Raw genomic sequence first — 21,669 nt, forward strand, 5'->3', positions numbered from 1 at the left:
CCGTTGACACCGCGTGCCAGGACTTCTAGCGTCACGTCCATCGAAGGTACTAAGCGGTCGCTCACCCGAGGAGAGTCATCCATGTCCACCACTGAGCAGCGGGTCGCCGTAGTCACCGGCGGAGCGCGCGGCATCGGCGCCGCCACCGCCGTACGCCTGGCCGCCGAGGGCCGCGCGGTCGCCGTGATCGACCTCGACGAGGCCGCCTGCAAGGACACCGTGGAGAAGATCACCGCGGCCGGCGGCAAGGCCATCGCGGTCGGCTGCGACGTCTCCGACGAGGCGCAGGTCGAGGCGGCCGTCGCGCGGATCGCCGAGGAGCTCGGTGCCCCGACGATCCTGGTCAACAACGCGGGTGTGCTCCGTGACAACCTGCTGTTCAAGATGAGCGTCGCCGACTGGGACACCGTCATGAACGTGCACCTGCGCGGCGCCTTCCTGATGTCCAAGGCCTGTCAGAAGCACATGGTGGACGCGGGCTTCGGCCGGATCGTCAACCTCTCCTCGTCCTCCGCGCTCGGCAACCGCGGCCAGGTCAACTACTCCGCCGCCAAGGCCGGTCTCCAGGGCTTCACCAAGACCCTCGCCAAGGAGCTCGGCAAGTTCGGCGTCACCGCCAACGCCGTCGCCCCCGGCTTCATCGCCACCGAGATGACCAAGGCCACCGCCGACCGCGTCGGCATGGGCTTCGAGGACTTCAAGGCCGCCGCCGCCACCCAGATCCCGGTGGCGCGGGTCGGTGAGCCGGAGGACATCGCCAACGCCATCGCCTTCTTCACCGGTGAGGCGGCCGGCTTCGTCTCCGGCCAGGTGCTGTACGTCGCCGGCGGACCGCTCGACTAGGGAACTGGGGACACACGGACATGACTGGACTGCCTGAACTCTCCGGCAAGGTCGCCCTCGTCACGGGCGCCAGCCGCGGCATCGGTTACGGCGTGGCCGAGGCGCTCGTCGCCCGCGGCGACCGCGTCGTCATCACCGGCCGGGGCGAGGACGCCCTCAAGGAGGCCGTCGAGCAACTCGGCGCCGACCGCGCCGTCTACGTGGCAGGCAAGGCCCATGACGAGGCCCACCAGGCCGCCGCCGTCGAGCGCGCCATGGAGGCCTTCGGCCGGGTCGACTACCTGGTCAACAACGCCGGTACGAACCCGGTGTTCGGCCCCATCGCCGACCTCGACCTGAACGTGGCCCGCAAGGTCTTCGAGACCAACGTGATCTCGGCGCTCGGCTTCGCGCAGAAGACCTGGCACGCCTGGCAGAAGGACAACGGCGGCGCGATCGTCAACATCGCCTCCGTCGCGGGCATCGCGCCCTCGCCGTTCATCGCCGCCTACGGCGTCAGCAAGGCCGCGCTGATCAACCTCACCCAGCAGCTCGCGCACGAGTTCGCGCCCAAGGTGCGGGTCAACGCGATCGCCCCGGCCGTGGTGAAGACCAAGTTCGCCCAGGCCCTGTACGAGGGCCGGGAGGCGGAGGCCGCCGCGTCCTACCCGCTGGGCCGGCTCGGCGTGCCGTCCGACATCGGCGGCGCCGCCGCGTTCCTCACCTCGGACCAGTCCGACTGGGTCACCGGGCAGACGCTCGTCGTCGACGGCGGCATCTTCCTCAACGCCGGCGTCGGCTGACGCAGGGGACTCAGGACACGGGACTCGGCGACACGGGCGCTGCTGGACACCAGCGGCGCCCGTGTCGGCGTATCGGGGGATCAACAGCCCTTGACAACGTAGTCACCGCAGAGGTGAGCAAGCGCTCCTGAGACCGGAGGTCCACCGGCCGGAACACTGCGGTATGTTTTGCCGACCCTTGGCATGGCAGATCGAGGAGCGTGCGCGTGTTCAACCGGATCCGACGCCTGCGGCAGGTGGCGGCCATCGCGTCCATATCGTCCCTGGTGGCAGGGTGCGGCGTCCTCTCGTCCGATTCGACGGAGGAGGAGGGCGCGATCGTCGTGGGGACGACCGCCGCCCCCAGCACCCTTGATCCCGCCGCGTCCTGGGACAGCTCCTGGGAACTGTTCCGGAACATTTACCAGACGCTGCTGAGCTACCCCTCCGGCGCGAGCGCGCCCGAGCCCGACGCCGCCGAGAGCTGCCAGTTCACCGACAGCTCGAATACGAAGTACAAGTGCGAGCTGCGCGAGGGCCTGAAGTTCTCCGACGGACACGCCCTCGACGCGCAGGCGGTCAAGTACTCCATCGACCGCATCCGGAAGATCAACGTCAACGGCGGCCCGGCCGGTCTGCTGGGCAGCCTCAACCGGGTCCAGGTGCTCAACGACCGCGAGGTCGTCTTCCACCTCAACAAGGCCGACGCGACCTTCCCGTTCGTGCTCGCCACACCCGCCATGTCGATCGTCGACCCCGACGACTACCCGGCCGACAAGCTGCGCGAGGACGACGCCACCGTCGTCGGTTCCGGGCCGTACACCCTTGAGTCCTACGACGAGGGCCAGCAGGCCGAGCTCGTCAAGTACGACGGCTACCAGGGATACGCGGAGCGCAAGAACGATGCGGTGACCATCCGTTACTTCCAGGACTCGCCCACCATGGTCGCCGCGCTGCGCGACAAGGAGCTCGACGTCGCCTTCCGTGGCCTCGCCGCCGACGACATCGTCGACATCCAGGCCGACGACGATGACGAGCTCCAGCTGATCGAGGGCTCCGGCACCGAGATCAACTACCTGGTCTTCAACCCCAAGGACCCCATGGCGGGCAAGTCCGCCGTCCGCAAGGCCATCGCCCAGGTCGTCGACCGCCCCGCGATCGCCCACAAGGTCTACAAGGACACCGTCGAGCCGCTGTACTCCATGGTCCCCAAGGGCCTGACCGGACACACCACGGGCTTCTTCGACGACTACGGCGAGCCCAGCAAGGCCAAGGCCGCCAAGATCCTCACCGACGCCGGCATCACGACGCCCGTCCCGCTTGAGCTCTGGTACACCAGCGACCGCTACGGCTCCGCCACCAAGGCGGAGTTCCAGGAGCTGAAGAGCCAGCTCGAGGCGTCCGGTCTCTTCGAGGTCACCCTCAAGAGCCGCCCCTGGAAGACGTACGTCACGGGCTACCAGAACGGCGAGTACCCCGTGTTCGGACGCGGCTGGTTCCCCGACTTCCCGGACGCGGACAACTTCATCGCGCCGTTCGTCGGCAAGCAGAACGCGCTCGGTACGCCGTATGTGACGCCCAAGATCACCGAGACGCTGCTGCCCAACTCCCGCTCCCAGAGCGACCGTGCCAACGTGGTCAAGGACTTCGAGGAGGCCCAGCGGATCCTCGTCGAGGACGCGCGACTGCTGCCGCTGTGGCAGGGCCGGCAGTACGTGGCCGCGAGCGCGGAGATCTCGGGCGCGGAGCGGGCGCTGGACCCGTCGACGATCATGATGGTGGGGGAGCTGTACCGCAAGACCAGCTGGTAGCGGCGGGATGTGCGGTGGGCGGGGCGATTGTCAGTGCCCGCCTGTAGGTTCGGAGGCCTGGAAGTGACCGCGCGGCGGTCACCTCCCACCGTTCGCCGCACATCGTAAGGAAGTTGACGTGACCGACATCGCCATGCTGCCCGAGTCCTGGCGCGGGGTTCTGGGTGACGAGCTGCAGCAGCCCTATTTCAAGGAGCTGACGGAGTTCGTCGAGGAGGAGCGGGCGAAGGGTCCCGTCTACCCGCCGCGCGAGGAGGTCTTCGCCGCGCTGGACGCGACGCCGTACGAGCAGGTGAAGGTCCTGATCCTCGGCCAGGACCCGTATCACGGCGAGGGCCAGGGACACGGCCTGTGCTTCTCGGTCCGTCCCGGAGTGAAGACGCCGCCGTCGCTGCGCAACATCTACAAGGAGATGAAGGAGGAGCTCGGCCTCCCCGTCCCCGACAACGGCTATCTGATGCCCTGGGCCCAGCAGGGCGTCCTGCTGCTCAACGCCGTGCTCACCGTCCGCGGCGGTGAGGCCAACTCGCACAAGGGCAAGGGCTGGGAGAAGTTCACCGACGCGGTGATCCGCGCCGTGGCCCACCGGCCCGACCCGGCGGTGTTCGTGCTGTGGGGGAACTACGCGCAGAAGAAGCTCCCGCTCATCGACGAGACGCGGCATGTCGTGGTCAAGGGGGCGCACCCCTCGCCGCTGTCGGCGAAGAAGTTCTTCGGGTCCCGCCCGTTCACGCAGATCAACGAGGCGGTGGCCCGGCAGGGGCACGAGCCGATCGACTGGCGGATCCCCGACCTGGGCTGATCCGTTCCACCGGGCCGGTCCTTCGCCGGACCGGCCCGGTGCCGTACGGAGCCGCCTGACCGGGATTGCCGTTGCGGGCCGTTAGCGTCGGGAGGGACCAGCCGACGAGGGCCCGGAGGACGCGGTGGCGGAGCAACAGGAGCAGGCGGCGCCGGACACGGTGCTGACGCGGATCGGGCAGGTCGTCATTCTGCATCACGCCGGGGACCGCGAGGAGGCCCGGCGCCGGTTGCTGGACCTGTGGACCGAGCTCGGCGAGGACGGCGACCCACTGCACCGCTGCACGCTGGCGCACTACCTGGCGGACACACAGGACGACCCCTCGGACGAACTTGCCTGGGATCTGCGGGCGTTGACCGAGGCCGAGGGCGCCGGCGGTGCGCTCGCCGTACGGGCCCTGTACCCCTCGCTGCATCTGAATCTGGCCGCCGACTATGTGAAGCTCGACCGCGCCGAGGCCGCCCGGGTGCATCTTCGCCGGGCGCGGGGAGCCGTGGGGGCGTTGCGGGACGACAGCTACGGCGACGGGGTGCGGGCGGAGCTGCGGCGACTGGAGGTGTGGCTGGGGGAGGGGCCGTAGCGGCCGCGGAGCTCAGTGGCCGTACGTCTGCTCGCAGATCCTCGACTCGGGGCTGTCCGCCCGCCAGCCGCCGTACTTCCTGCCCAGCGTGCAGAGGTCCGCGTTCCCTCTCGGGACCTCGTTGCGGACCGACTCGGACATGTCGGGGATCTCGGGGTGCGGCCGTTTCGGGGTGTCGACAGCGGGGCGGTGGGGTTCCCGGTGCTGGGGACGGGGGTGGGGATGCGGACGGGGATGGGCGTGCGAGCGCGGGGCTCCTGGTGTGTGCGCCGCCGGCGGGGCGGTGGGGGACGCGGCCCGTGCGGCGGGCGTGGTGGGGGCCGGGCTGGGGGACGGTCCGGTGTGCGCCAGAGCCTCGCGAGCCGGTGCCTGCACGATCCGTGGGTCCGCCTCCTCGCCCGGGTGGGTCGCCGGCGGCTGGGCCGGTGCCGTCGGCGGGCCGGGCGACGGTGAGCGGGGGACCGTCACGCAGCCCGCGAGGGCCGAGACGGCCACGGTGACCAGGAGTGTTGCGGTGGTCGTCGTTCGATGCACCCGCGCAACTCTGCTGGGTCCGGCGGCCGTTGGGACAGCGGACAAGCAGAGGTTGCTCCGCACGGGTGATCTCTGTCCCCGTACGGGCGGCGTGGGCCCCGCGCGGCTGACGTCAGTCGCCGGTGGCGCCGTCGAGGCGCTCGCGGATCAGGTCGGCGTGGCCGTTGTGGCGGGCGTACTCCTCGATCATGTGGGTGATGATCCAGCGCAGGTTGAACTCCTCGCCGGTGCGTCGGCTCCGCCCCTTGGAGATGCTGTCGAGACCGACGCCGGCCGCGTTGCGCCGGGCGTTCTCGATCTCGGCCTGCCAGGTGGCGTGCGCCTCTTCCCAGGTGTCGGCCTCGGTGAAGTGGAAGTCGCCGTCCGGGTCCTCCTCGGTCGAGTAGAGCACCCCGAGGTCCTCGCCCAGGAGGATCTCGTGGAACCAGTACCGCTCCACCAAAGCCATGTGCCGCACCAGCCCCAGCAGGGTCAGCTCGGACGGCTCCACGGAGGCGGTTTTGAGCTGGGTTTCGGTCAGGCCTTCGCACTTCCAGGCGAGGGTCTGCCGGTGGTAGTCCAGCCAGCCCTCCAGCATGGTGCGTTCGTCGGCGGTGGTGGAGGGCTCATTGCGTTCTGTGGTCATTCCCGAATCCTCGCTCAACTCCCGTGAGGCCACCAGGAGTTTTACGCCCGCGGCGGGTGCCAGGAGTTGCCCGAGTGTCCGAGTGTCCGAGTGCCCGAGTGCCCGAGTGCCCGGTGTCGTCGGCCGGGCAGCCGACCGGCAGCCCGCGCGGCCCTGCCCGCGCCTCCGCGCCGGGACGGCACGTGCCGGGTCCGTCGACTCAGCGCGGTCGCCAGGGCCCGCGCTCAAGCGTCGCCCTGGTGGGCGATGCCGCGCGCCAGACCGCCGACGCCGGGGCGTTGTGGCAACCGCCATCGAGGTGGCCGTCCGCTGCCTACGCCGACGATCTCGCCGTACACGCGAGCCGGCCTGGGCGCGTCGACGCGTCGTAGCCCGCCAGGCCGTCAAGGTGACGGTGACCGCGGCGCGGTCCCAGGCCGGGCCCTGCCGTCCCCGAGGGGCTTGGCGGGCATCGCCGACCGGCGGCCCCCGCAGGCGCCGTATGCTGCCGGGAAGGCCCCGGCAGGCAACCACCAGAGGAGAACACCCCGTGAAGGTCGGCTGCATCGGACTCGGTGACATCGCGCAGAAGGCCTATTTGCCGGTGCTCGGCGTACAGCCCGGGGTCGAACTGCATCTGCAGACCCGTACGCCCGCGACGCTCGCCCGGGTCGCCGACAGCCTCCACCTGCCCTCGGAGCGGCGGCACGCGGACCTCGACTCGCTCCTCGCCCAGGGCCTCGACGCCGCCTTCGTGCACGCGCCCACCGTCGCGCACCCGGAGATCGTGACCCGGCTGCTGGAGGCGGGCGTGCCGACGTATGTCGACAAGCCGCTCGCCTACCATCTCGCCGACTCCGAGCGGCTGGTGGCGCTCGCCGAGCGGCGGAACGTGAGCCTCGCCGTCGGCTTCAACCGGCGTTACGCCCCTGGCTACACGCAGTGCGCCGACCATCCGCGCGAGCTGATCCTGATGCAGAAGAACCGGATCGGGCTGCCGGAAGAGCCGCGCTCGATGATCCTGGACGACTTCATCCACGTCGTGGACACCCTGCGCTTCCTGGTGCCGGGCCCCGTCGACGACGTGACCGTGCGCGCCCGCGTCGAGGACGGGCTGCTGCACCACGTCGTGCTGCAGCTCGCCGGGGACGGCTTCACCGCCCTCGGCGTGATGAACCGGCTCAGCGGTTCGGCCGAGGAGATCCTGGAGGTGTCCGGGCAGGACACCAAGCGTCAGGTGCTCAACCTCGCCGAGGTCGTCGACCACAAGGGCCAGCCGACCGTGCGGCGGCGCGGGGACTGGGTGCCGGTGGCCCGGCAGCGCGGCATCGAGCAGGCGGTGCTGGCCTTTCTCGACGCCGTGCGCGCGGGCAAGGTGCTCAGCGCCCGGGACGCGCTGGCGACCCATGAGCTGTGCGAGCGGGTTGTACACGCGGTTCAGGAGCGGGCCGCCTGAGCCGCAGCCGCAGCGTCCGTATGCCCTCGCTCGCGCCCCAGACGGCGACGATCAGCAGCGCCGCCTGCACCGGCCAGTCGCCGAAGCGGACGTACGGCGTGACACCGTCGGCCAGCGGCACCTCGTAGACCGCGCTCCTGCTCGCGTCCGTGCCCAGCCAGGAACCGATGCGCTGCCCGCCGGGGCCATACACGGCGGAGACGCCGGTCAGCGTCGCGTGCACCATCGGCCGGCCGGTCTCGGCGGCGCGCAGCGCGGCGAGCGAGGCGTGCTGCTCAGGGGCCCAGCTCTGCTGGAACGTCGACGTCGCCGACTGGGCGATCAGCACCTGGGCGCCGTTGTCGGCGAGGTTGCGGCTCATGTCGGCGAACGCCGACTCGAAGCAGACCATCGGGCCGATCCGCAGCCCGTGTCCGGCGTCCATCACGACCTGCTCCGTGCCGCGCCTGCGATCCTCGGCCGCCGCCTCGCCCACGGAGGTCGCCCAGCCCAGCATCGAGCGCAGCGGTATGTACTCCCCGAAGGGGACCAGCCGCATCTTGTCGTAGCGGGCGCCGGTCGGGCCGTCCGGGCCCACGAGGATCGAGCTCTTGTAGATGCCGGGCTTGTCGGAGCGCCGCGCATCCACGTTGACCAGGATGTTCGCCCCCGTCTCGCCGGAGAGCGCGGCGAGCCGCCGGGCGAAGTCGGGCCGGTCGCCGAGGTCGTAGCCGACGCTGCTCTCGCCCCAGACGACCAGGTCGACATCCTGGCCGGCCAGCTCGCGGGTGAGCTGCTCCTCCCGGTCGAACCGGCGGTCGGGGCCGCCGACGCCCTGGATCACGCCGGGCTGTACGACAGCTATCCGGACCCGGTCGTCGGCGTCGGGGCGCGGTGACCACACCCATACGGCCGAGGTGGCGACGGCCGTGGCGAGGAGCCCGGCCACCGCGGGCACCCGGCACCTGCGCACCGCCGCCAGCACGGCGACCGCGACATTGACGGCCACCGCCAGGAAGCTGATCAGCCACACCCCGCCCACCGACGCCAGCCGGAGCGCGGGCTCCACCTGCCACTGGCTGGAGCCCAGCACACCCCACGGCCCGCCGAGCCCCTGCCAGGAACGGACGAGCTCGATCAGCAGCCAGCCCGACGGCAGGACGGCAAGGGCCGCCGCGACCCGGCCCGCGGACGGCTTCCCGGCGAGGAAACGCCGCACCAGCCAGCCCCAGGGGGCCCACAGAGCGCCGAGCAGGGCGGCGAGGACGAACGTGAACACATGCAGGTTCGGCAGCAGCCAGTGGTGCATCGCCAGCATGAAGCCGAACCCGCCCCACCAGCCGTCGTACAGCGCCCGCCTCGCGGTCGGCGCGGAGCGCAGCAGCGCGATCCACGGGACCAGGGCGACGTACGCGAACCACCACAGCGACGGCTCCGGATAGGCGAGCACGGGCAGCGCACCGGCCAGCGCGGCGGCGGCCGAGCGCCGCCACGGCGAGGCGAGCCAGTGGCTGATCGTCTTCATGCGGTGGCCTCCCTGCCTCGTGGTCTTTCCAGTGTGCTCGTCGGCACTGACAACGGACAGTGGGTCTCCGCTCAGTCGATCACCGCCGGCGCGATCCGGTCGGGCAGCCGACGCCACTTCTCCTGCACGACCACCTCGCGCAGCCGCCAGCCGTCGTACGTCCGCAGCAGCCCGAAGGCGTACCGGCCGCCGCACACGAAATCGGGCGCGGCACAGCCGTCGCCGTGCTCGGCGAACCGCATCGGATTGATGTACTCGGCCTGGACCCGGGCCGTGTCGCCGTCGTCCTGCTCGAGGATCCCGAAGCGCACCCGGCGGTTGACGATGAGATGCTGCCGCATCGAGAAGACCCGCATGCTCTCCGCGAGCCAAACGGCGACCTGTCCGGCGTCCCCCTCGATGCCACCGGCCGAGCGGTAGTCCGCGCGTCCGCCGGGGGCGAACAGGCTGCGGTACGCCGCCCAGTCCCCGTCGTCGACGGCCACGGCATAGTCGGTGATCAGTTCGTCGACCGCGAGCCGGTCCCTCAGGGTGGCGAGTTCCACACGCTGCGTCATCGGCTCAGTGTTGGGCATGAGGTGGGCGGAGCCAAGAGGGCGTGCGGCGATATTCGGTGGATGTCGGCGGGGGCGGGGGGCGAGGCTGTTCCCCGTGAATGACCAGAACGACCCGAAGAATCAGAACGACCCGATCGACCCGAACGACCCGAACGGTCAGGACGACCGACCCGTGCAGCCGGCACAGCAGGAACCCAGGTTCCGCATACGCGCCCACCACACCGAGTCCACGGTGACCGTCTACCAGGCCTACCGCCCCAAGATCGGCCGGGCAGCCGCCCGCGACGGCCGCTTTCCGCCGTCCTGGAGCCGTGACCGCATGACATGGATCAAGCCGTCGTTCCTCTGGATGATGTACCGCTGCGGCTGGGCCACGAAGGAGAACCAGGAGACCGTCCTCGCGGTCGAGATCAGCCGGGACGGCTTCGCGTGGGCACTGCGCCACGCGTGCCTCTCGCACTACGTCCCCGTCCTGCACGGCGACCAGGGCACCTGGAAGCGGCAGTTGAGGACGGCACCCGCGCGCGTGCAGTGGGATCCGGAGCGCGATCTGCACCTCAACCCTTTGCCGCACCGGTCCCTGCAACTGGGGCTCACCGGGGAGGCGGCCGCCCGGTACGCGGACGAATGGATCGTCGGCATCGAGGACGTGACACCGCTCGCCGCGGAGATCCACGCGCGCGTGCGGGCGGGTGAACTGGACCGTGCGGCCGAGCTGTTGCCACCGGAGCGGCCGTATCCGCTGGAGGACGAGGTCCTCGCGCATCTGCGAGCCTGAAGACGACCACGAGCTCAGAGACGACCACGAGCCCAGAGCCGGCGGAGGATCATCAACCGGGGGGCTGCCCGCCCCGGTCTCTCGCCGCCCCGGTCTCTCGCCGCCCCGGCGTCTCGGCGTCAGGCCGCCTCGATGACCTCACCGCGGATGGCGGCCGCCCACTCGACCACCAACAGCTCGTACTCCGCGCGCTCCTGGGCCGACAGGGAGCCGCCCGCGCGCAGCCACAGGGCGCGTATCTCCTCGTTCACCTCGGCAGCAGACCGCACGGAACCAGGGCCTAAGGAATGGGGGGACATGCGGACAAGCCTAGGGGCAAGGACTGACAGTGCGCTACCGGACGGCTACGCACAACGTATGTGATTGGTCACGGGCTCGGGTGCCCGCCCGGTCAGCCCGCGGATTCCGCCGCGTGCGGGCTGAGAGCGCCGGTTGCCACGAGGACGATGATGACGATGCCGAGCGCGATGCGGTACCAGACGAACGGCATGAAGCTCTTGGTCGAGATGAACTTCATGAACCATGCGATGACCGCGTAGCCGGACGCGAAGGCGATCACCGTCGCGAAGATCGTCGGGCCCCAGGAGACGTGGTCGCTCTCCATCGCGTCCTTGAGCTCGAAGAGGCCGGAGGCGAGGACGGCCGGGATCGCGAGGAGGAACGAGTAACGGGCCGCGGACTCGCGTGTGTAGCCCATGAAGAGGCCGCCGCTGATGGTGGCGCCGGAGCGGGAGACTCCGGGGATGAGTGCCGCGGACTGGCACAGGCCGAAGATCAGGCCGTCCTTGACGCCCAGGTCCTCGAGGCCCTTGCGCTGCTTGGCGGCGCGGTGCCGGCCGCCGGACTCGTCGCGTGCGGCCAGCCGGTCGGCGATGCCGATGATGATGCCGACCACGATCAGCATCGTCGCCGTGATGCGCAGGTCGCGGAACGGGCCCTCGATCTGGTCCTTGAGCGTCAGGCCGAGCACGCCGATCGGGATCGAGCCGACGATCACCAGCCAGCCCATCTGCGCGTCGTGGTCCTGCCGCATCTCCTTGTTGGTCAGCGACCGCGCCCACGCCGAGATGATCCGCCCGATGTCCTTGCGGAAGTAGATCAGCACCGCGGTCTCCGTGCCGATCTGGGTGATCGCCGTGAAGGCCGCACCGGGGTCCTCCCAGCCCGAGAACGCCGCGGTCAGCCGCAGGTGCGCGCTGGAGGACACAGGGAGGAACTCGGTCAGCCCTTGGACGAGTCCGAGGATGAGCGATTCAAACCAAGACATGAAGTTACGGAGTCCAAGTGCTGATGGTGGAAGAGGCGACGGGGACACCGCGTCGGCGGCGCAGTGATCGCGGGTGTCGAGGGGCAGCGTAGCGTCCCGCGACGACGCCTCCGGCACGGGGGTTCGGCGGAGGGCTCGCCCATCCCGGCCAAACCGGTGTTGACCTGCACAGGCGCCGCCGCTTACGTTGCTGCGAGCCGAAAGCGCTTGCTGTCTGGTTCCGCGCGTGCCCGCGTCCCGGAGGAGTCCGATCACGTCCATGGCCACATCCGAGACCGCTCCCGGGACGCACCACTGCCACCCCGCCCCGCTCACCGGCCGCCGCATCAGGGTCGCCGTGATCGGCACCGGTGCCATCGCACGCGACTCCCACCTGCCCGCGCTCGCCAGGCTCGCCGAGGAGGGCGAGACCGAGCTCGTCGCCGCGGTCGACATCGACGCGGAGTCGGCCGAGGGCTTCTGCGCGGACGTGGCCGCGACCGCGGCCGGGACGCCCCGCCCCTTCACCGACCTGGACCGGATGCTCCGGGAGCAGCGGCCCGACCTGGTCACCATCTGCACGCCGCCGACCCTGCACCGCGACCAGACCGTCGCCGCGCTGCGCGCCGGTGCCTGGGTGTGGTGCGAGAAGCCGCCGGTGCCGAGCCTCGCCGACTTCGACGCCGTCGAGGCGCAGGAGGGCAAGGACGGCGGACCGTACGCCTCGATCGTCTTCCAGCACCGCTTCGGCTCGGGCACCCGGCACGTACGCCGGCTGCTCGCCGAGCAGGCCATGGGCCGGCCGCTCGTCGCGCACTGCCAGACCACCTGGTACCGCGACACCGCCTACTACGCCGTGCCCTGGCGCGGGCGCTGGGGGACCGAGGGCGGCGGTCCCGCGATGGGGCACGGGATCCATCAGATGGATCTGCTGCTCGACCTGCTCGGACCGTGGAGCGAGGTGCGGGCCATGGCCGGGCGTCTGGTGCACGACGTGGAGACGGAGGATGTCTCGACCGCGCTCGTGCGGTTCGCGAACGGCGCGATGGCGACCGTAGTGAACAGCGTGCTGAGCCCCGACGAGGTCAGCCGCATCCGCATCGACTGCGAGCGTGCCACCGTCGAACTCACCCACCTCTACGGCCACCGCAACGACAACTGGACCATCACCCCGGCCCGGGACGTGCCGGCCGCCGAGGCCGAGGCGTGGCAGGACTTCGGCGCGGACGTGCCCAGTTCGCATCTGGAGCAGCTGCGGGAACTGATCGCGAGCATGCGCGCGGGGGAGCGGCCGCGCAGCAGCGGCGCGGACGGGCGTACGAGCCTGGAGCTGATCGCCGCGCTGTACAAGTCCGCGTTCACCGATACGACGGTGAAGGCGGGGGAGATCGGTCCCGGCGACCCCTTTTATGCGGCGATGCACGGCGGTGCGCCCGGCTGGGCGCCCGGCGTGGGGGAGCAGGCGGCCTCCGGCGATCAGACCGCCTCCGGCGAGGAGGCCGCCGCGTGAGCGGGCTGCGTATCGTCCATGCGCACGGCGACCGCATCACGGTGACCGAGCCGCTCACCGGTGTCGAACTGCTCGCCTACGTCTACGGGCCGGAGGCCGCCTGGGAGGCCCCTAAGCCGTACGTCCACCCGCTGCGGACCCTCGCCGGTGACATCGTCACCGACTACCGGCCCCACGACCACCGGTGGCACAAGGGCCTGTCGCTGACGGCCTCACATCTGTCGGGGGCGAACCTGTGGGGCGGCAACACCTACGTCCATGGGCAGGGGTATCTCGAACTGCCCGAGCGCGTCGGGTCGATGGCGCACGTCGGGTTCGACGAGGTCGCCTCGGACGGTGACCGCGTTGTCATCGCCGAGCGGCTGACCTGGCATCCCCACAGCGGTGAGCGGTGGGCCGAGGAGCGGCGTCGGATCGAGGTGCACGACATCGAGCCGGAGTCGGGGTCGTGGGCCCTGACCTGGACGAGCGCCGTGACCAACCGGCGCGACGAGCCGCTGCGGTTCGGCAGCCCCACCACCGCCGGACGGGAAATGGCCGGCTACACGGGCCTGTTCTGGCGCGGCCCACGCGCCTTCCAGGGCGGCCGGATCATCGCCCCGGACGCCGAGGGCCCCGGTCTGATGGGCGAGCAGGCGCCCTGGGTCGCCTACTCCGGGGAGCACGACGGCACCGACGGCCACGCGACCCTCGTCTTCGCGCACGCCCCCGAGAACGACCACGCCGGCGAGCGGGGCGCCCACCCGGCCCACTGGTTCGTACGCAACGAGCCCTTCGCCGGAGTGGCCCCCTCCTGGGCGTTCCACGACGAGCTGGAGCTCGCCCCCGGTGACACCCTCACCCGCCGCTACCGGGTCGTCGTGGCCGACGGGGCTTGGGACCGGGAAGAGATCGCCAAGTATCTGGACACGCATCCGTGGTGCTGAGCGCGGCCGTGTGACGGCGCGGAGGGCTTCACGCCGCCGACGGCCCCGCCACCGTCCATCCGGGTGCCTGGGGGTGGGCCGTGAGGTCCTCGTTGCGCACTGGGTCGCCGCACGCCCGGCAGGTGACGACCGGGACCAGTTCGTTGCCGCAGATGTGCTCGATCACCATGGGGCGGTCGTCGTCCGTGCGGAGATGGCGGTCGCCCCACGCCATGAGCGTCATCAGGACCGGCTCCAGTTCGAGCCCGGCCTGCGTGGGCCGGTACTCGTAGCGCTGCGGGCGCTCGCTGTAGGCGCGCTTGGTCAGGATCCCGGCGTCGACGAGGCGGCGCAGCCGGGTGGCCAGGATGTCGCGCGGGGCGCCGATGTTGCGTACGAGCTGGTCGAAGCGGCCGTTGCCGAGGCACACCTCGCGCAGGACGAGCAGGGAGTACTTCTCGCCGACGAGCGCCAGGGCGTCGGCGATGGAACAGGGGCGCGGGTCTTTGGTGGCGGCCATGGCGCTCAGTTTAGGGGAGGGTTCGGGTTTCCAACTGAATGGGTTTGATTTTCCAACTGACCGGGCTATGGTGAGTTCGGATTTCCTACTCACCGGTAATCGGCGGCGGCCACCCCTCACCCGGGTCGGCGCTCCGGTCATCGCCCCGGCGGCCAAGGAGGCCCGCACCATGCGTGACGCAGTCATCGTCGAAGCCGTACGCACCCCGATGGGCAAGGGCAAGCCGAACGGCTCCCTGGCGCACGTCCACCCCGTCGAACTCCTCGCTCACACCCTGCGCACCCTCGTCGAACGCTCAGGCGTCGACCCGGCGCTCATCGACGACGTCATCGGCGGCACCGTCGACCAGGTCGGCGAGCAGGCCATGAACACCACCCGCTACGCCGCCCTGTCGGCGGGATTCCCGGAGACGGTCCCGGCCACCACCGTGGACCGCCAGTGCGGCTCCTCCCAGCAGGCCGTGCACTTCGCCGCCCAGGGCGTCATCTCGGGCGCGTACGACGTGGTCGTCGCCTGTGGCGTGGAGTCGATGAGCCGCGTGCCGATGTGGTCGAACGTGCCGCCCGGCAAGGATCCCTTCGGCCCCGGTATCGCCGAGCGCTACCCGGAGGGCCTCGTCCCGCAGGGCATCAGTGCCGAGCTCATCGCCGCCAAGTGGTCGATCACCCGCGAGCAGATGGACGCGTTCGCCGTCTCCTCGCACCACAAGGCGGCCGAGGCCTGGGACAAGGGCCTGTTCGACGCCGAAGTCGCGCCGCTGCAAGGCCTCTCGCGCGACGAGTGCGTCCGCCCCGGCAGCACTCCCGAGATCCTGGCCGGTCTCAAGCCCGCCTACTACGACCCGGCCTTCGCCGAGCGCTTCCCGCAGATCGAGTGGAACGTCACCGCGGGCAACGCCAGCCCCGTCAACGACGGCGCCTCCGCGGTGCTCATCACCTCCAGCGAGACCGCGGCCAGGCTCGGCCTGCGCCCGCTCGCCCGGTTGCACAGCTTCGCCGTCACCGGATCCGACCCGCTGCTGATGCTCACGGGAGTCATCCCGGCGACCGAGAAGGTGCTGCGCAGGGCACAGCTGAGCCTCGACGACATCGACCTCTTCGAGGTCAACGAGGCCTTCTCCACGGTCGTCCTGGCCTGGCAGCAGGAGACCGGCGCCGACCTCGCCAAGGTCAACGTGCACGGCGGTGCGATCGCGATCGGCCACCCGCTCGGCGCGAGCGGAACCCGACTGACGACGACCCTGGTCCACGCGATGCGCGAGCGCGGCGCGCGCTACGCCCTGCAGACGATGTGCGAGGCGGGCGGCCTCGCCAACGCGATGATCCTGGAGACGGTGTAGTCGGTAGTCGGGTGCCGATAGCCGATAGCCGATAGCCGATAGCCGATAGCCGATAGCCGATTGCCGGAAGCCGGTGACCGGTGGCAGGTCCCGCAGGCGGCGCTACGGTTCAGCGGCCCCGCAGGTGGTGGCGCTTGCGCCAGGCCACCACCACGCCCGCCAGCGCCGGCAGGGCGATGCAGGCCAGCGCGATCAGAAAGGCCGGTGAGGTCGGCGCGGAGGCACGGGCGCCGGCGACTACGTACGCGGCGGTGTTGGGGATCGACCCGAGCGCCGTCGCGAGCAGGAACGGGACGTAGCCCATGCGGGAGACGGCCGCGGCGTAGTTCGCCGCCCAGAACGGCACACCGGGGAACAGCCGCACCGCCAGCATCGAGCGGAAACCGTGCCGGCTGAACTGGCCGTCCGCGGCCTTCAGCCACCGGCCCCGCAGCAACGGCCGCAGCGCGTCCTGGCCGAGCAGTCGGCCCAGCCCGAAGGCGAGGCCGGCCCCCAGCACCGTGCCCGCCAGGGCCGCGCCGATGCCCCACCCGGAACCGAAGAGCGCGCCCGCCGCGAGGTTCAGCAGCGGCCTTGGCACGAACGCCACCGTGACCAGCCCGTACGCCACGGCGAACAACACGATCGCGGCCGAGCCCTCAACGTGCGGCGGCCAGCCGTTCGCCAGGAGCTTCTGCGGTTCGAAGAGCAGCACGGACGACGCGGCCGCCGCGAGCAGGACCACCAGCAGGGACAGCCGTGACCACGGGGAGAGCAGCGCTCTCGAGCAGCGCGTGGCGAAACCTGCGGGGACGGGTACGGGCGCCGGCATCGGCGCGGGGACGGCGAGTTGCGTGGCGGTGGCCCGGGGAGAGGCAGTGGCGGTGCCCCCAGAGCGGGTGGTGGCATCGTCGAGCATTCGGCGACAGTAACCGACAAAGATGTGTGATCGCCGTATGGTTCGTCTCATGCGCGTCACAGGTGCGGGAACCTGGGAAGTTCCCCGCAGTGTTCTTGCCGACACAGTCCTGGAGCGGCTCACCGCCGCGTACGCCGCCGCGGCGGATCCGAGGCGGGCCGCCACCGCCCGGGCGTACATGAAGGACGTGGCCCCCTTCCTCGGCATCCCCACTCCTGAGCGCCGCGCCCTGTCCCGCACCGTCCTGCAGGGCACACCGCGCCCCGACGAGACCGACTGCACCGCCGTCGCGCTGCGCTGCTGGCAGCTGCCCGAGCGCGAGTACCACTACTTCGCCGTGGACTATCTCCGCCGCCACGTGGGGCGCTGCTCCTCCGGCTTCCTGCCGGTGGCCCGGCACCTCGTCACCACCGTCTCCTGGTGGGACACCGTCGACGCGCTCGCCGCGCATGTCGTCGGCGGGCTCGTCGCGGCCGACCCGAAGCTCACGGCCGACATGGACGCGTGGATCGTCGACGACGACCTGTGGGTGGCCCGCACCGCCCTGCTCCACCAGCTGCGTTACAAGGAACGCACCGACACCGAACGCCTCTTCACCTACTGCATGCGCCAGTCCGGACACCCCGACTTCTTCATCCGCAAGGCCATCGGCTGGTGCCTGCGCGAGTACGCCAAGACCGACCCGGAGGCCGTACGGGCCTTTCTGGCGCGGGAGCGGGGGCGGTTCGCGCCGCTGTCGGTGCGGGAGGCGCTGAAGAACATCAGCGACTGAAGTCCCGTACCGCGAAAAACCATTCGACGTCGGGCAAAGCGTCGACGATGATCGACCTCATGTTCCGGCACGCCTTCCTCTTCGCAGCATCCGCGGTCGCGGATGCCCCGAAGGCTGCCGTTCTCGTCTTCCTGGCTGCCGTCGACGGCGCCCGAAGCTGACCCTCCCCGGACAGTCCGGCGGACCCCGCAGGGGGAGGGTCGGCAAGTCCTTGGGGTCCCCTCTCCTCCCTCTCCTACGCAGAGACATCTGTAGAGACTTCGAGGTACAGCCATGTCCAAGACGGCATACGTGCGCACCAAACCGCATCTGAACATCGGCACGATGGGTCATGTCGACCACGGCAAGACCACGTTGACCGCCGCCATCACCAAGGTCCTCGCCGAGCGCGGGTCCGGCACGTTCGTGCCCTTCGACCGCATCGACCGGGCGCCGGAGGAGGCCGCGCGCGGCATCACCATCAACATCGCGCACGTCGAGTACGAGACCGACACCCGTCACTACGCGCACGTCGACATGCCGGGCCACGCCGACTACGTCAAGAACATGGTCACCGGCGCCGCGCAGCTCGACGGGGCGATCCTCGTCGTCTCCGCGCTCGACGGGATCATGCCGCAGACCGCCGAACACGTGCTGCTCGCCCGGCAGGTGGGCGTCGACCACATCGTCGTCGCCCTCACGCACGCCGACGCGGGCGACGGGGAGCTCATGGACCTCGTCGAGCTGGAGGTCCGTGACCTGCTCAGCGAGCACGGCTACGGCGGCGACGCCGCGCCCGTCGTACGGGTCTCGGGGCTGAAGGCGCTGGAGGGCGACCCGAAGTGGACGGCGTCGATCGAGGCGCTGCTCGACGCGGTGGACACCTACGTTCCGATGCCGGAGCGGTATGTGGACGCGCCGTTCCTGCTGCCCGTCGAGAACGTGCTCACCATCACCGGCCGGGGGACGGTGGTGACCGGGGCCGTCGAGCGGGGCACCGTGCGGGTGGGTGACCGGGTCGAAGTGCTCGGGGCCGGGCTGGAGAGCGTGGTCACCGGCCTGGAGACGTTCGGCAAGCCGATGGACGAGGCGCAGGCCGGGGACAACGTGGCGTTGCTGCTGCGCGGGGTTCCTCGGGACGCCGTCCGGCGGGGGCATGTGGTCGTCGCGCCGGGGAGTGTCCTGCCGAGTCGGCGCTTCACCGCGCAGGTCTATGTGCTGTCCGCGCGTGAGGGAGGTCGTACTACGGCGGTTTCCAGTGGGTACCGGCCGCAGTTCTATATCCGTACGGCGGATGTGGTCGGGGACATCGACCTTGGTGAGGTGGGTGTCGCGCGGCCCGGGGAGACGGTCACGATGACTGTTGAGCTGGGGCGGGACGTTCCACTGGAGCCGGGGCTCGGGTTCGCCATCCGCGAGGGCGGGCGGACCGTCGGGGCGGGGACCGTGACTGCCGTCGTGTGAGGGTGGTTCGCCGCGTGGGACTGCGAGGCCGTTGTGGCTGGTAGCGCCCACGTGGCGGAGCCGCATATCGACACAGCCCCGCGCCCCTGGGGGCGTGTCCCTCCCCGGCGTCGGAAAAGGACCGCCACCGGCACAATGGGGTCGTGAGCGATCCCATACCCGTCACCCGGTCCGTCGACTACGGCACCGCCAAGCTGATGCCCGACGTCGATCGAAAGCGGGCCTGGTTGCTCACCGTCGACGGAGCGCCTCAGTCGTATGTCGATCTGGACGACCCTTCGTATCTGGAATTCGAGTACGCCCGCCGGCTGGGGCATGTGCTCGACACCGTCGCCGAGCCGGGCCGCGCGCTCGATGTGCTGCATCTCGGGGGCGGGGCGCTCACCCTCCCCCGGTATCTGGCCGTGACCCGGCCCGGCTCGCGGCAGGACGTCGTCGAGGCCGATCGTGGGCTGATGGAGCTGGTCGCCGAGCATCTGCCGGTCCCGGCCGGGGCCGGCATCCGGCTGCACGCCGGGGACGCCCGTGCCTGGCTGGAGGCGGCTCAGGCCGACTCGGCCGACGTGCTCGTCGCCGATGTCTTCGGTGGGTCACGGGTGCCGGCGCATCTGACGTCGGTGGAGTACGTCCGGCACGCGGCGCGCGTGCTGCGGGGGAGCGGCGTCTATCTGGCCAACCTCGCCGATGCGGCGCCCTTCGCCTTCCTGCGCTCCCAACTCGCCACCTACGCCACGCTGTTCGAGGAGCTCGTGCTGATCGCCGAGCCGGGCGTCCTGCGCGGGCGGCGCTTCGGCAACGCCGTGCTCATCGCCGCGCACCGGCCCCTCGACACGGCCGCCCTGGCCCGGCTCACCGCCTCCGACGCCTTTCCGGCGCGCGTCGAACACGGGCCGGCCCTGCGACAGTTCATCGGCGGCGCGCGGCCGGTGCGGGACGAGGACGCCGTACCGTCACCCGAGCCCCCCGACGGGGCTTTCAGCATCGGCTGAGTCGAGCCGGGTTCCGGCTGGGGGGAGAGGCGGCCGCCCACGAAGCTCGTCGCATGTGACACGACGCTCGTCACATAGGTCTGTCCCCGGATCCTACTCGTGGGTAACATGACCGCCATGAGCGCAGACCAGATGTCGATCGGCGAGATGCTCGCCGCCACCGTGCCGATGGCCCGGACCCTGAACCTCGAGTTCCTGGAGACCACGCCGGAGAAGGCCGTGGTGGCTCTGCCGGACCAGGGTGAGTACCACAACCACGTGGGCGGGCCGCACGCCGGCGCGATGTTCACGCTCGGTGAGTCCGCCAGTGGCGCGATCGTGCTGGCCGCGTTCGGCGACCAGCTCTCGCGTGCCGTGCCGCTCGCGGTGCGCGCCGAGATCGCCTACAAGAAGCTCGCCATGGGCGCCGTCACCGCCACCGCGACGCTGGGCCGCCCGGCCGCCGAGGTTGTCGCGGAGCTGGACGCGGGGGAGCGGCCCGAGTTCCCCGTGGCGATCGAGATCCAGCGCGGCGACGGGGCCGTGACCGGGGAGATGACGGTCGTCTGGACCCTGCGCCCGAACGGCTGAGCCGGCCGTACGGCAGTAGGAAGGGGCCCCATGTGGGGCCCCTGTGCCATTTCGGGCCGCGAACGGCCTCTTCGTACCGCGCACGGCGGCCCGGAGGACGCTCAAGCAGCGAGCCGGTTCCGCTCCTGCTCGCCGCCCTCCTCCAGTCTCGCCACGAACTCCTTCAGCCAGGCCGTGAACTCCGGTCCCAGGTCCGCCCGGCCGCACGCCAGCCGTACCACCGTGCGCAGGTAGTCCGCCTTGTCACCGGTGTCGTAGCGCAGCCCGTCGAACACGACTCCGTGGACCGCTGCGCCCGTCGCCAGTTCCTGGAGGGCGTCGGTGAGCTGGATCTCGCCGCCGCGGCGGGGCGCGGTGCGCTCCAGGACGCCGAAGACGGCCGGGTCGAGGACATAGCGGCCGATGACCGCGTAGTGGCTCGGCGCCTGCTCGCGCGACGGCTTCTCCACCAGGCCGGTCACGCGGACCACGCCGTCCTCGCCGGACGGTTCGACGGCCGCGCAGCCGTAGAGGTGGATCTGCTCCGGCGGGACCTCCATGAGGGCGACCACGCTGCCCTCGTAGCGGTCGCGGACCTCCAGCATCCGGCTGAGCAACGTCTCGCGCGGGTCGATGAGGTCGTCGCCGAGAAGGACGGCGAACGGCTGGTCGCCGACGTGATGACGGGCGCACAGCACGGCGTGACCGAGGCCGAGCGGGTCGCCCTGGCGGATGTGGTGGATGTCGGCGAGCCGGGCCGGGTCGCGCACCGCGTCCAGCCGTACGGAGTCGCCCTTGGCGGCGAGCGCCTGCTCCAGCTCGAAGGCGTTGTCGAAGTGGTCCTCGATGGCCCGCTTGTGCCGGCCCGTGATCATCAGGACGTCGTCGAGCCCGGCCGCCGCGGCCTCCTCGACGACGTACTGGATGGCCGGCTTGTCGACGACCGGCAGCATCTCCTTGGGCGTCGCCTTCGTCGCGGGCAGGAACCGCGTGCCGAGGCCGGCGGCCGGGACGACCGCCTTGCGGACTCCGCGGGAGGTACGGGCCGTACCGCCCGCATCCGGGGTGGGTGTCGTGTGGGGGACGATCATGCGGCTCATGCTGGTACACGGGGATGAGAGTGCGCCGGGAGAAACCTCGGAGCTTGCTGTGCGACAAGCGGAGTTGAAGATTCCGTGGACCAATGGTCCTCGGTCGCACACAACTTGGCGCCGGTTCGTCGGTGATGTCGAAAGCTGGCACCGATACCGCCGGTAACTTTCCTGAAT

23 protein-coding genes are annotated in these 21,669 nt (G+C 70.8%); 14 read left to right on the plus strand and 9 right to left on the minus strand.

Going from position 1 to position 21,669, the window contains the following annotated elements; genetic code table 11:
• Positions 1-81: 81 nt before the first annotated feature.
• The 5 genes from fabG (at position 82) to ACTMVF_RS31630 (ending at position 4,797) form a co-directional block, all read left to right on the plus strand.
• Complete coding sequence (fabG, locus tag ACTMVF_RS31610) at positions 82-843, plus strand: 3-oxoacyl-ACP reductase FabG (RefSeq protein ID WP_048586257.1); 762 nt, start codon at positions 82-84, stop codon at positions 841-843.
• A gap of 20 nt (positions 844-863) precedes the next feature.
• The gene (locus ACTMVF_RS31615; protein WP_441274500.1) at positions 864-1,625 is read left to right on the plus strand and encodes an SDR family oxidoreductase; all 762 of its coding nucleotides are present in this window, start codon (positions 864-866) and stop codon (positions 1,623-1,625) included.
• 206 nt (positions 1,626-1,831) lie between these two features.
• Positions 1,832-3,415 carry an ABC transporter substrate-binding protein gene (locus ACTMVF_RS31620; RefSeq protein ID WP_441274501.1) on the plus strand — a complete coding sequence of 528 codons (1,584 nt, stop codon included), beginning with the start codon at positions 1,832-1,834 and terminating at the stop codon, positions 3,413-3,415.
• A gap of 118 nt (positions 3,416-3,533) precedes the next feature.
• Entirely contained in the window at positions 3,534-4,217 is a 684-nt protein-coding gene (gene ung, locus ACTMVF_RS31625) for a uracil-DNA glycosylase (protein ID WP_441274502.1), read from the plus strand.
• 124 nt (positions 4,218-4,341) lie between these two features.
• A complete protein-coding gene (locus ACTMVF_RS31630; RefSeq protein WP_441274503.1) occupies positions 4,342-4,797 on the plus strand; it encodes a hypothetical protein in 456 nt (151 codons plus the stop codon).
• Positions 4,798-4,809: 12 nt separating this feature from the next.
• Here the strand turns inward: ACTMVF_RS31630 and ACTMVF_RS31635 are convergent, their stop codons facing one another.
• Complete coding sequence (locus tag ACTMVF_RS31635; protein WP_441274504.1) at positions 4,810-5,331, minus strand: hypothetical protein; 522 nt, start codon at positions 5,329-5,331, stop codon at positions 4,810-4,812.
• Positions 5,332-5,443: 112 nt separating this feature from the next.
• The gene (locus tag ACTMVF_RS31640) at positions 5,444-5,956 is read right to left on the minus strand and encodes a DinB family protein (protein ID WP_441274505.1); all 513 of its coding nucleotides are present in this window, start codon (positions 5,954-5,956) and stop codon (positions 5,444-5,446) included.
• Positions 5,957-6,485: 529 nt separating this feature from the next.
• Between ACTMVF_RS31640 and ACTMVF_RS31645 the strand changes: the two genes are divergently transcribed.
• Entirely contained in the window at positions 6,486-7,391 is a 906-nt protein-coding gene (locus ACTMVF_RS31645; protein ID WP_441274506.1) for a Gfo/Idh/MocA family protein, read from the plus strand.
• Here ACTMVF_RS31645 and lnt read toward each other — a convergent pair.
• A complete protein-coding gene (gene lnt / locus ACTMVF_RS31650; RefSeq protein WP_441274507.1) occupies positions 7,315-8,895 on the minus strand; it encodes an apolipoprotein N-acyltransferase in 1,581 nt (526 codons plus the stop codon). The two genes, ACTMVF_RS31645 and lnt, sit on opposite strands and share 77 nt — an antisense overlap.
• Before the next feature lie 71 nt (positions 8,896-8,966).
• A complete protein-coding gene (locus tag ACTMVF_RS31655) occupies positions 8,967-9,452 on the minus strand; it encodes a nuclear transport factor 2 family protein (protein ID WP_441274508.1) in 486 nt (161 codons plus the stop codon).
• A gap of 172 nt (positions 9,453-9,624) precedes the next feature.
• Here ACTMVF_RS31655 and ACTMVF_RS31660 point away from each other — a divergent pair, with 172 nt between their 5' ends.
• Positions 9,625-10,230 carry a DUF4291 domain-containing protein gene (locus tag ACTMVF_RS31660; RefSeq protein WP_441274667.1) on the plus strand — a complete coding sequence of 202 codons (606 nt, stop codon included), beginning with the start codon at positions 9,625-9,627 and terminating at the stop codon, positions 10,228-10,230.
• A 119-nt stretch (positions 10,231-10,349) separates the two neighbouring features.
• Here the strand turns inward: ACTMVF_RS31660 and ACTMVF_RS31665 are convergent, their stop codons facing one another.
• Both ACTMVF_RS31665 and ACTMVF_RS31670 read right to left on the minus strand, forming a co-directional pair.
• Entirely contained in the window at positions 10,350-10,529 is a 180-nt protein-coding gene (locus ACTMVF_RS31665; RefSeq protein ID WP_078504336.1) for a hypothetical protein, read from the minus strand.
• Positions 10,530-10,621: 92 nt separating this feature from the next.
• A complete protein-coding gene (locus ACTMVF_RS31670; protein ID WP_441274509.1) occupies positions 10,622-11,497 on the minus strand; it encodes an undecaprenyl-diphosphate phosphatase in 876 nt (291 codons plus the stop codon).
• 259 nt (positions 11,498-11,756) lie between these two features.
• Here ACTMVF_RS31670 and ACTMVF_RS31675 point away from each other — a divergent pair, with 259 nt between their 5' ends.
• Both ACTMVF_RS31675 and ACTMVF_RS31680 read left to right on the plus strand, forming a co-directional pair.
• The gene (locus ACTMVF_RS31675; protein WP_441274510.1) at positions 11,757-12,986 is read left to right on the plus strand and encodes a Gfo/Idh/MocA family protein; all 1,230 of its coding nucleotides are present in this window, start codon (positions 11,757-11,759) and stop codon (positions 12,984-12,986) included.
• The gene (locus ACTMVF_RS31680; RefSeq protein WP_441274511.1) at positions 12,983-13,912 is read left to right on the plus strand and encodes a PmoA family protein; all 930 of its coding nucleotides are present in this window, start codon (positions 12,983-12,985) and stop codon (positions 13,910-13,912) included. The genes ACTMVF_RS31675 and ACTMVF_RS31680 overlap by 4 nt, the downstream gene beginning before the upstream one ends.
• A gap of 28 nt (positions 13,913-13,940) precedes the next feature.
• Here the strand turns inward: ACTMVF_RS31680 and ACTMVF_RS31685 are convergent, their stop codons facing one another.
• Complete coding sequence (locus tag ACTMVF_RS31685) at positions 13,941-14,411, minus strand: winged helix-turn-helix transcriptional regulator (protein ID WP_441274512.1); 471 nt, start codon at positions 14,409-14,411, stop codon at positions 13,941-13,943.
• 169 nt (positions 14,412-14,580) lie between these two features.
• On the opposite strand from ACTMVF_RS31685, the gene ACTMVF_RS31690 reads away from it, so the two are divergent.
• Positions 14,581-15,750: a thiolase family protein gene (locus tag ACTMVF_RS31690; protein ID WP_441274513.1), complete on the plus strand. Its 1,170-nt coding sequence runs from the start codon at positions 14,581-14,583 to the stop codon at positions 15,748-15,750.
• Positions 15,751-15,859: 109 nt separating this feature from the next.
• On the opposite strand, the gene ACTMVF_RS31695 is transcribed toward ACTMVF_RS31690, so the two are convergent.
• Positions 15,860-16,648: a TVP38/TMEM64 family protein gene (locus ACTMVF_RS31695; RefSeq protein WP_441274514.1), complete on the minus strand. Its 789-nt coding sequence runs from the start codon at positions 16,646-16,648 to the stop codon at positions 15,860-15,862.
• A 49-nt stretch (positions 16,649-16,697) separates the two neighbouring features.
• Here ACTMVF_RS31695 and ACTMVF_RS31700 point away from each other — a divergent pair, with 49 nt between their 5' ends.
• The 4 genes from ACTMVF_RS31700 to ACTMVF_RS31715 all read left to right on the plus strand — a co-directional run bounded on the left by ACTMVF_RS31700 (position 16,698) and on the right by ACTMVF_RS31715 (position 20,422).
• Complete coding sequence (locus tag ACTMVF_RS31700) at positions 16,698-17,420, plus strand: DNA alkylation repair protein (protein WP_441274515.1); 723 nt, start codon at positions 16,698-16,700, stop codon at positions 17,418-17,420.
• 273 nt (positions 17,421-17,693) lie between these two features.
• Positions 17,694-18,863 carry an elongation factor Tu gene (tuf, locus tag ACTMVF_RS31705; RefSeq protein ID WP_441274516.1) on the plus strand — a complete coding sequence of 390 codons (1,170 nt, stop codon included), beginning with the start codon at positions 17,694-17,696 and terminating at the stop codon, positions 18,861-18,863.
• A gap of 143 nt (positions 18,864-19,006) precedes the next feature.
• Positions 19,007-19,852: a spermidine synthase gene (locus ACTMVF_RS31710; RefSeq protein ID WP_441274517.1), complete on the plus strand. Its 846-nt coding sequence runs from the start codon at positions 19,007-19,009 to the stop codon at positions 19,850-19,852.
• Positions 19,853-19,984: 132 nt separating this feature from the next.
• Entirely contained in the window at positions 19,985-20,422 is a 438-nt protein-coding gene (locus tag ACTMVF_RS31715) for a DUF4442 domain-containing protein (RefSeq protein WP_441274668.1), read from the plus strand.
• A gap of 101 nt (positions 20,423-20,523) precedes the next feature.
• On the opposite strand, the gene galU is transcribed toward ACTMVF_RS31715, so the two are convergent.
• Positions 20,524-21,492: a UTP--glucose-1-phosphate uridylyltransferase GalU gene (gene galU / locus ACTMVF_RS31720; RefSeq protein WP_441274518.1), complete on the minus strand. Its 969-nt coding sequence runs from the start codon at positions 21,490-21,492 to the stop codon at positions 20,524-20,526.
• Between the last annotated feature and the right edge of the window lie 177 nt (positions 21,493-21,669).

The organism is Streptomyces sp. SD31 (assembly GCF_052068475.1).
Classification (GTDB): Bacteria; Actinomycetota; Actinomycetes; order Streptomycetales; family Streptomycetaceae; genus Streptomyces.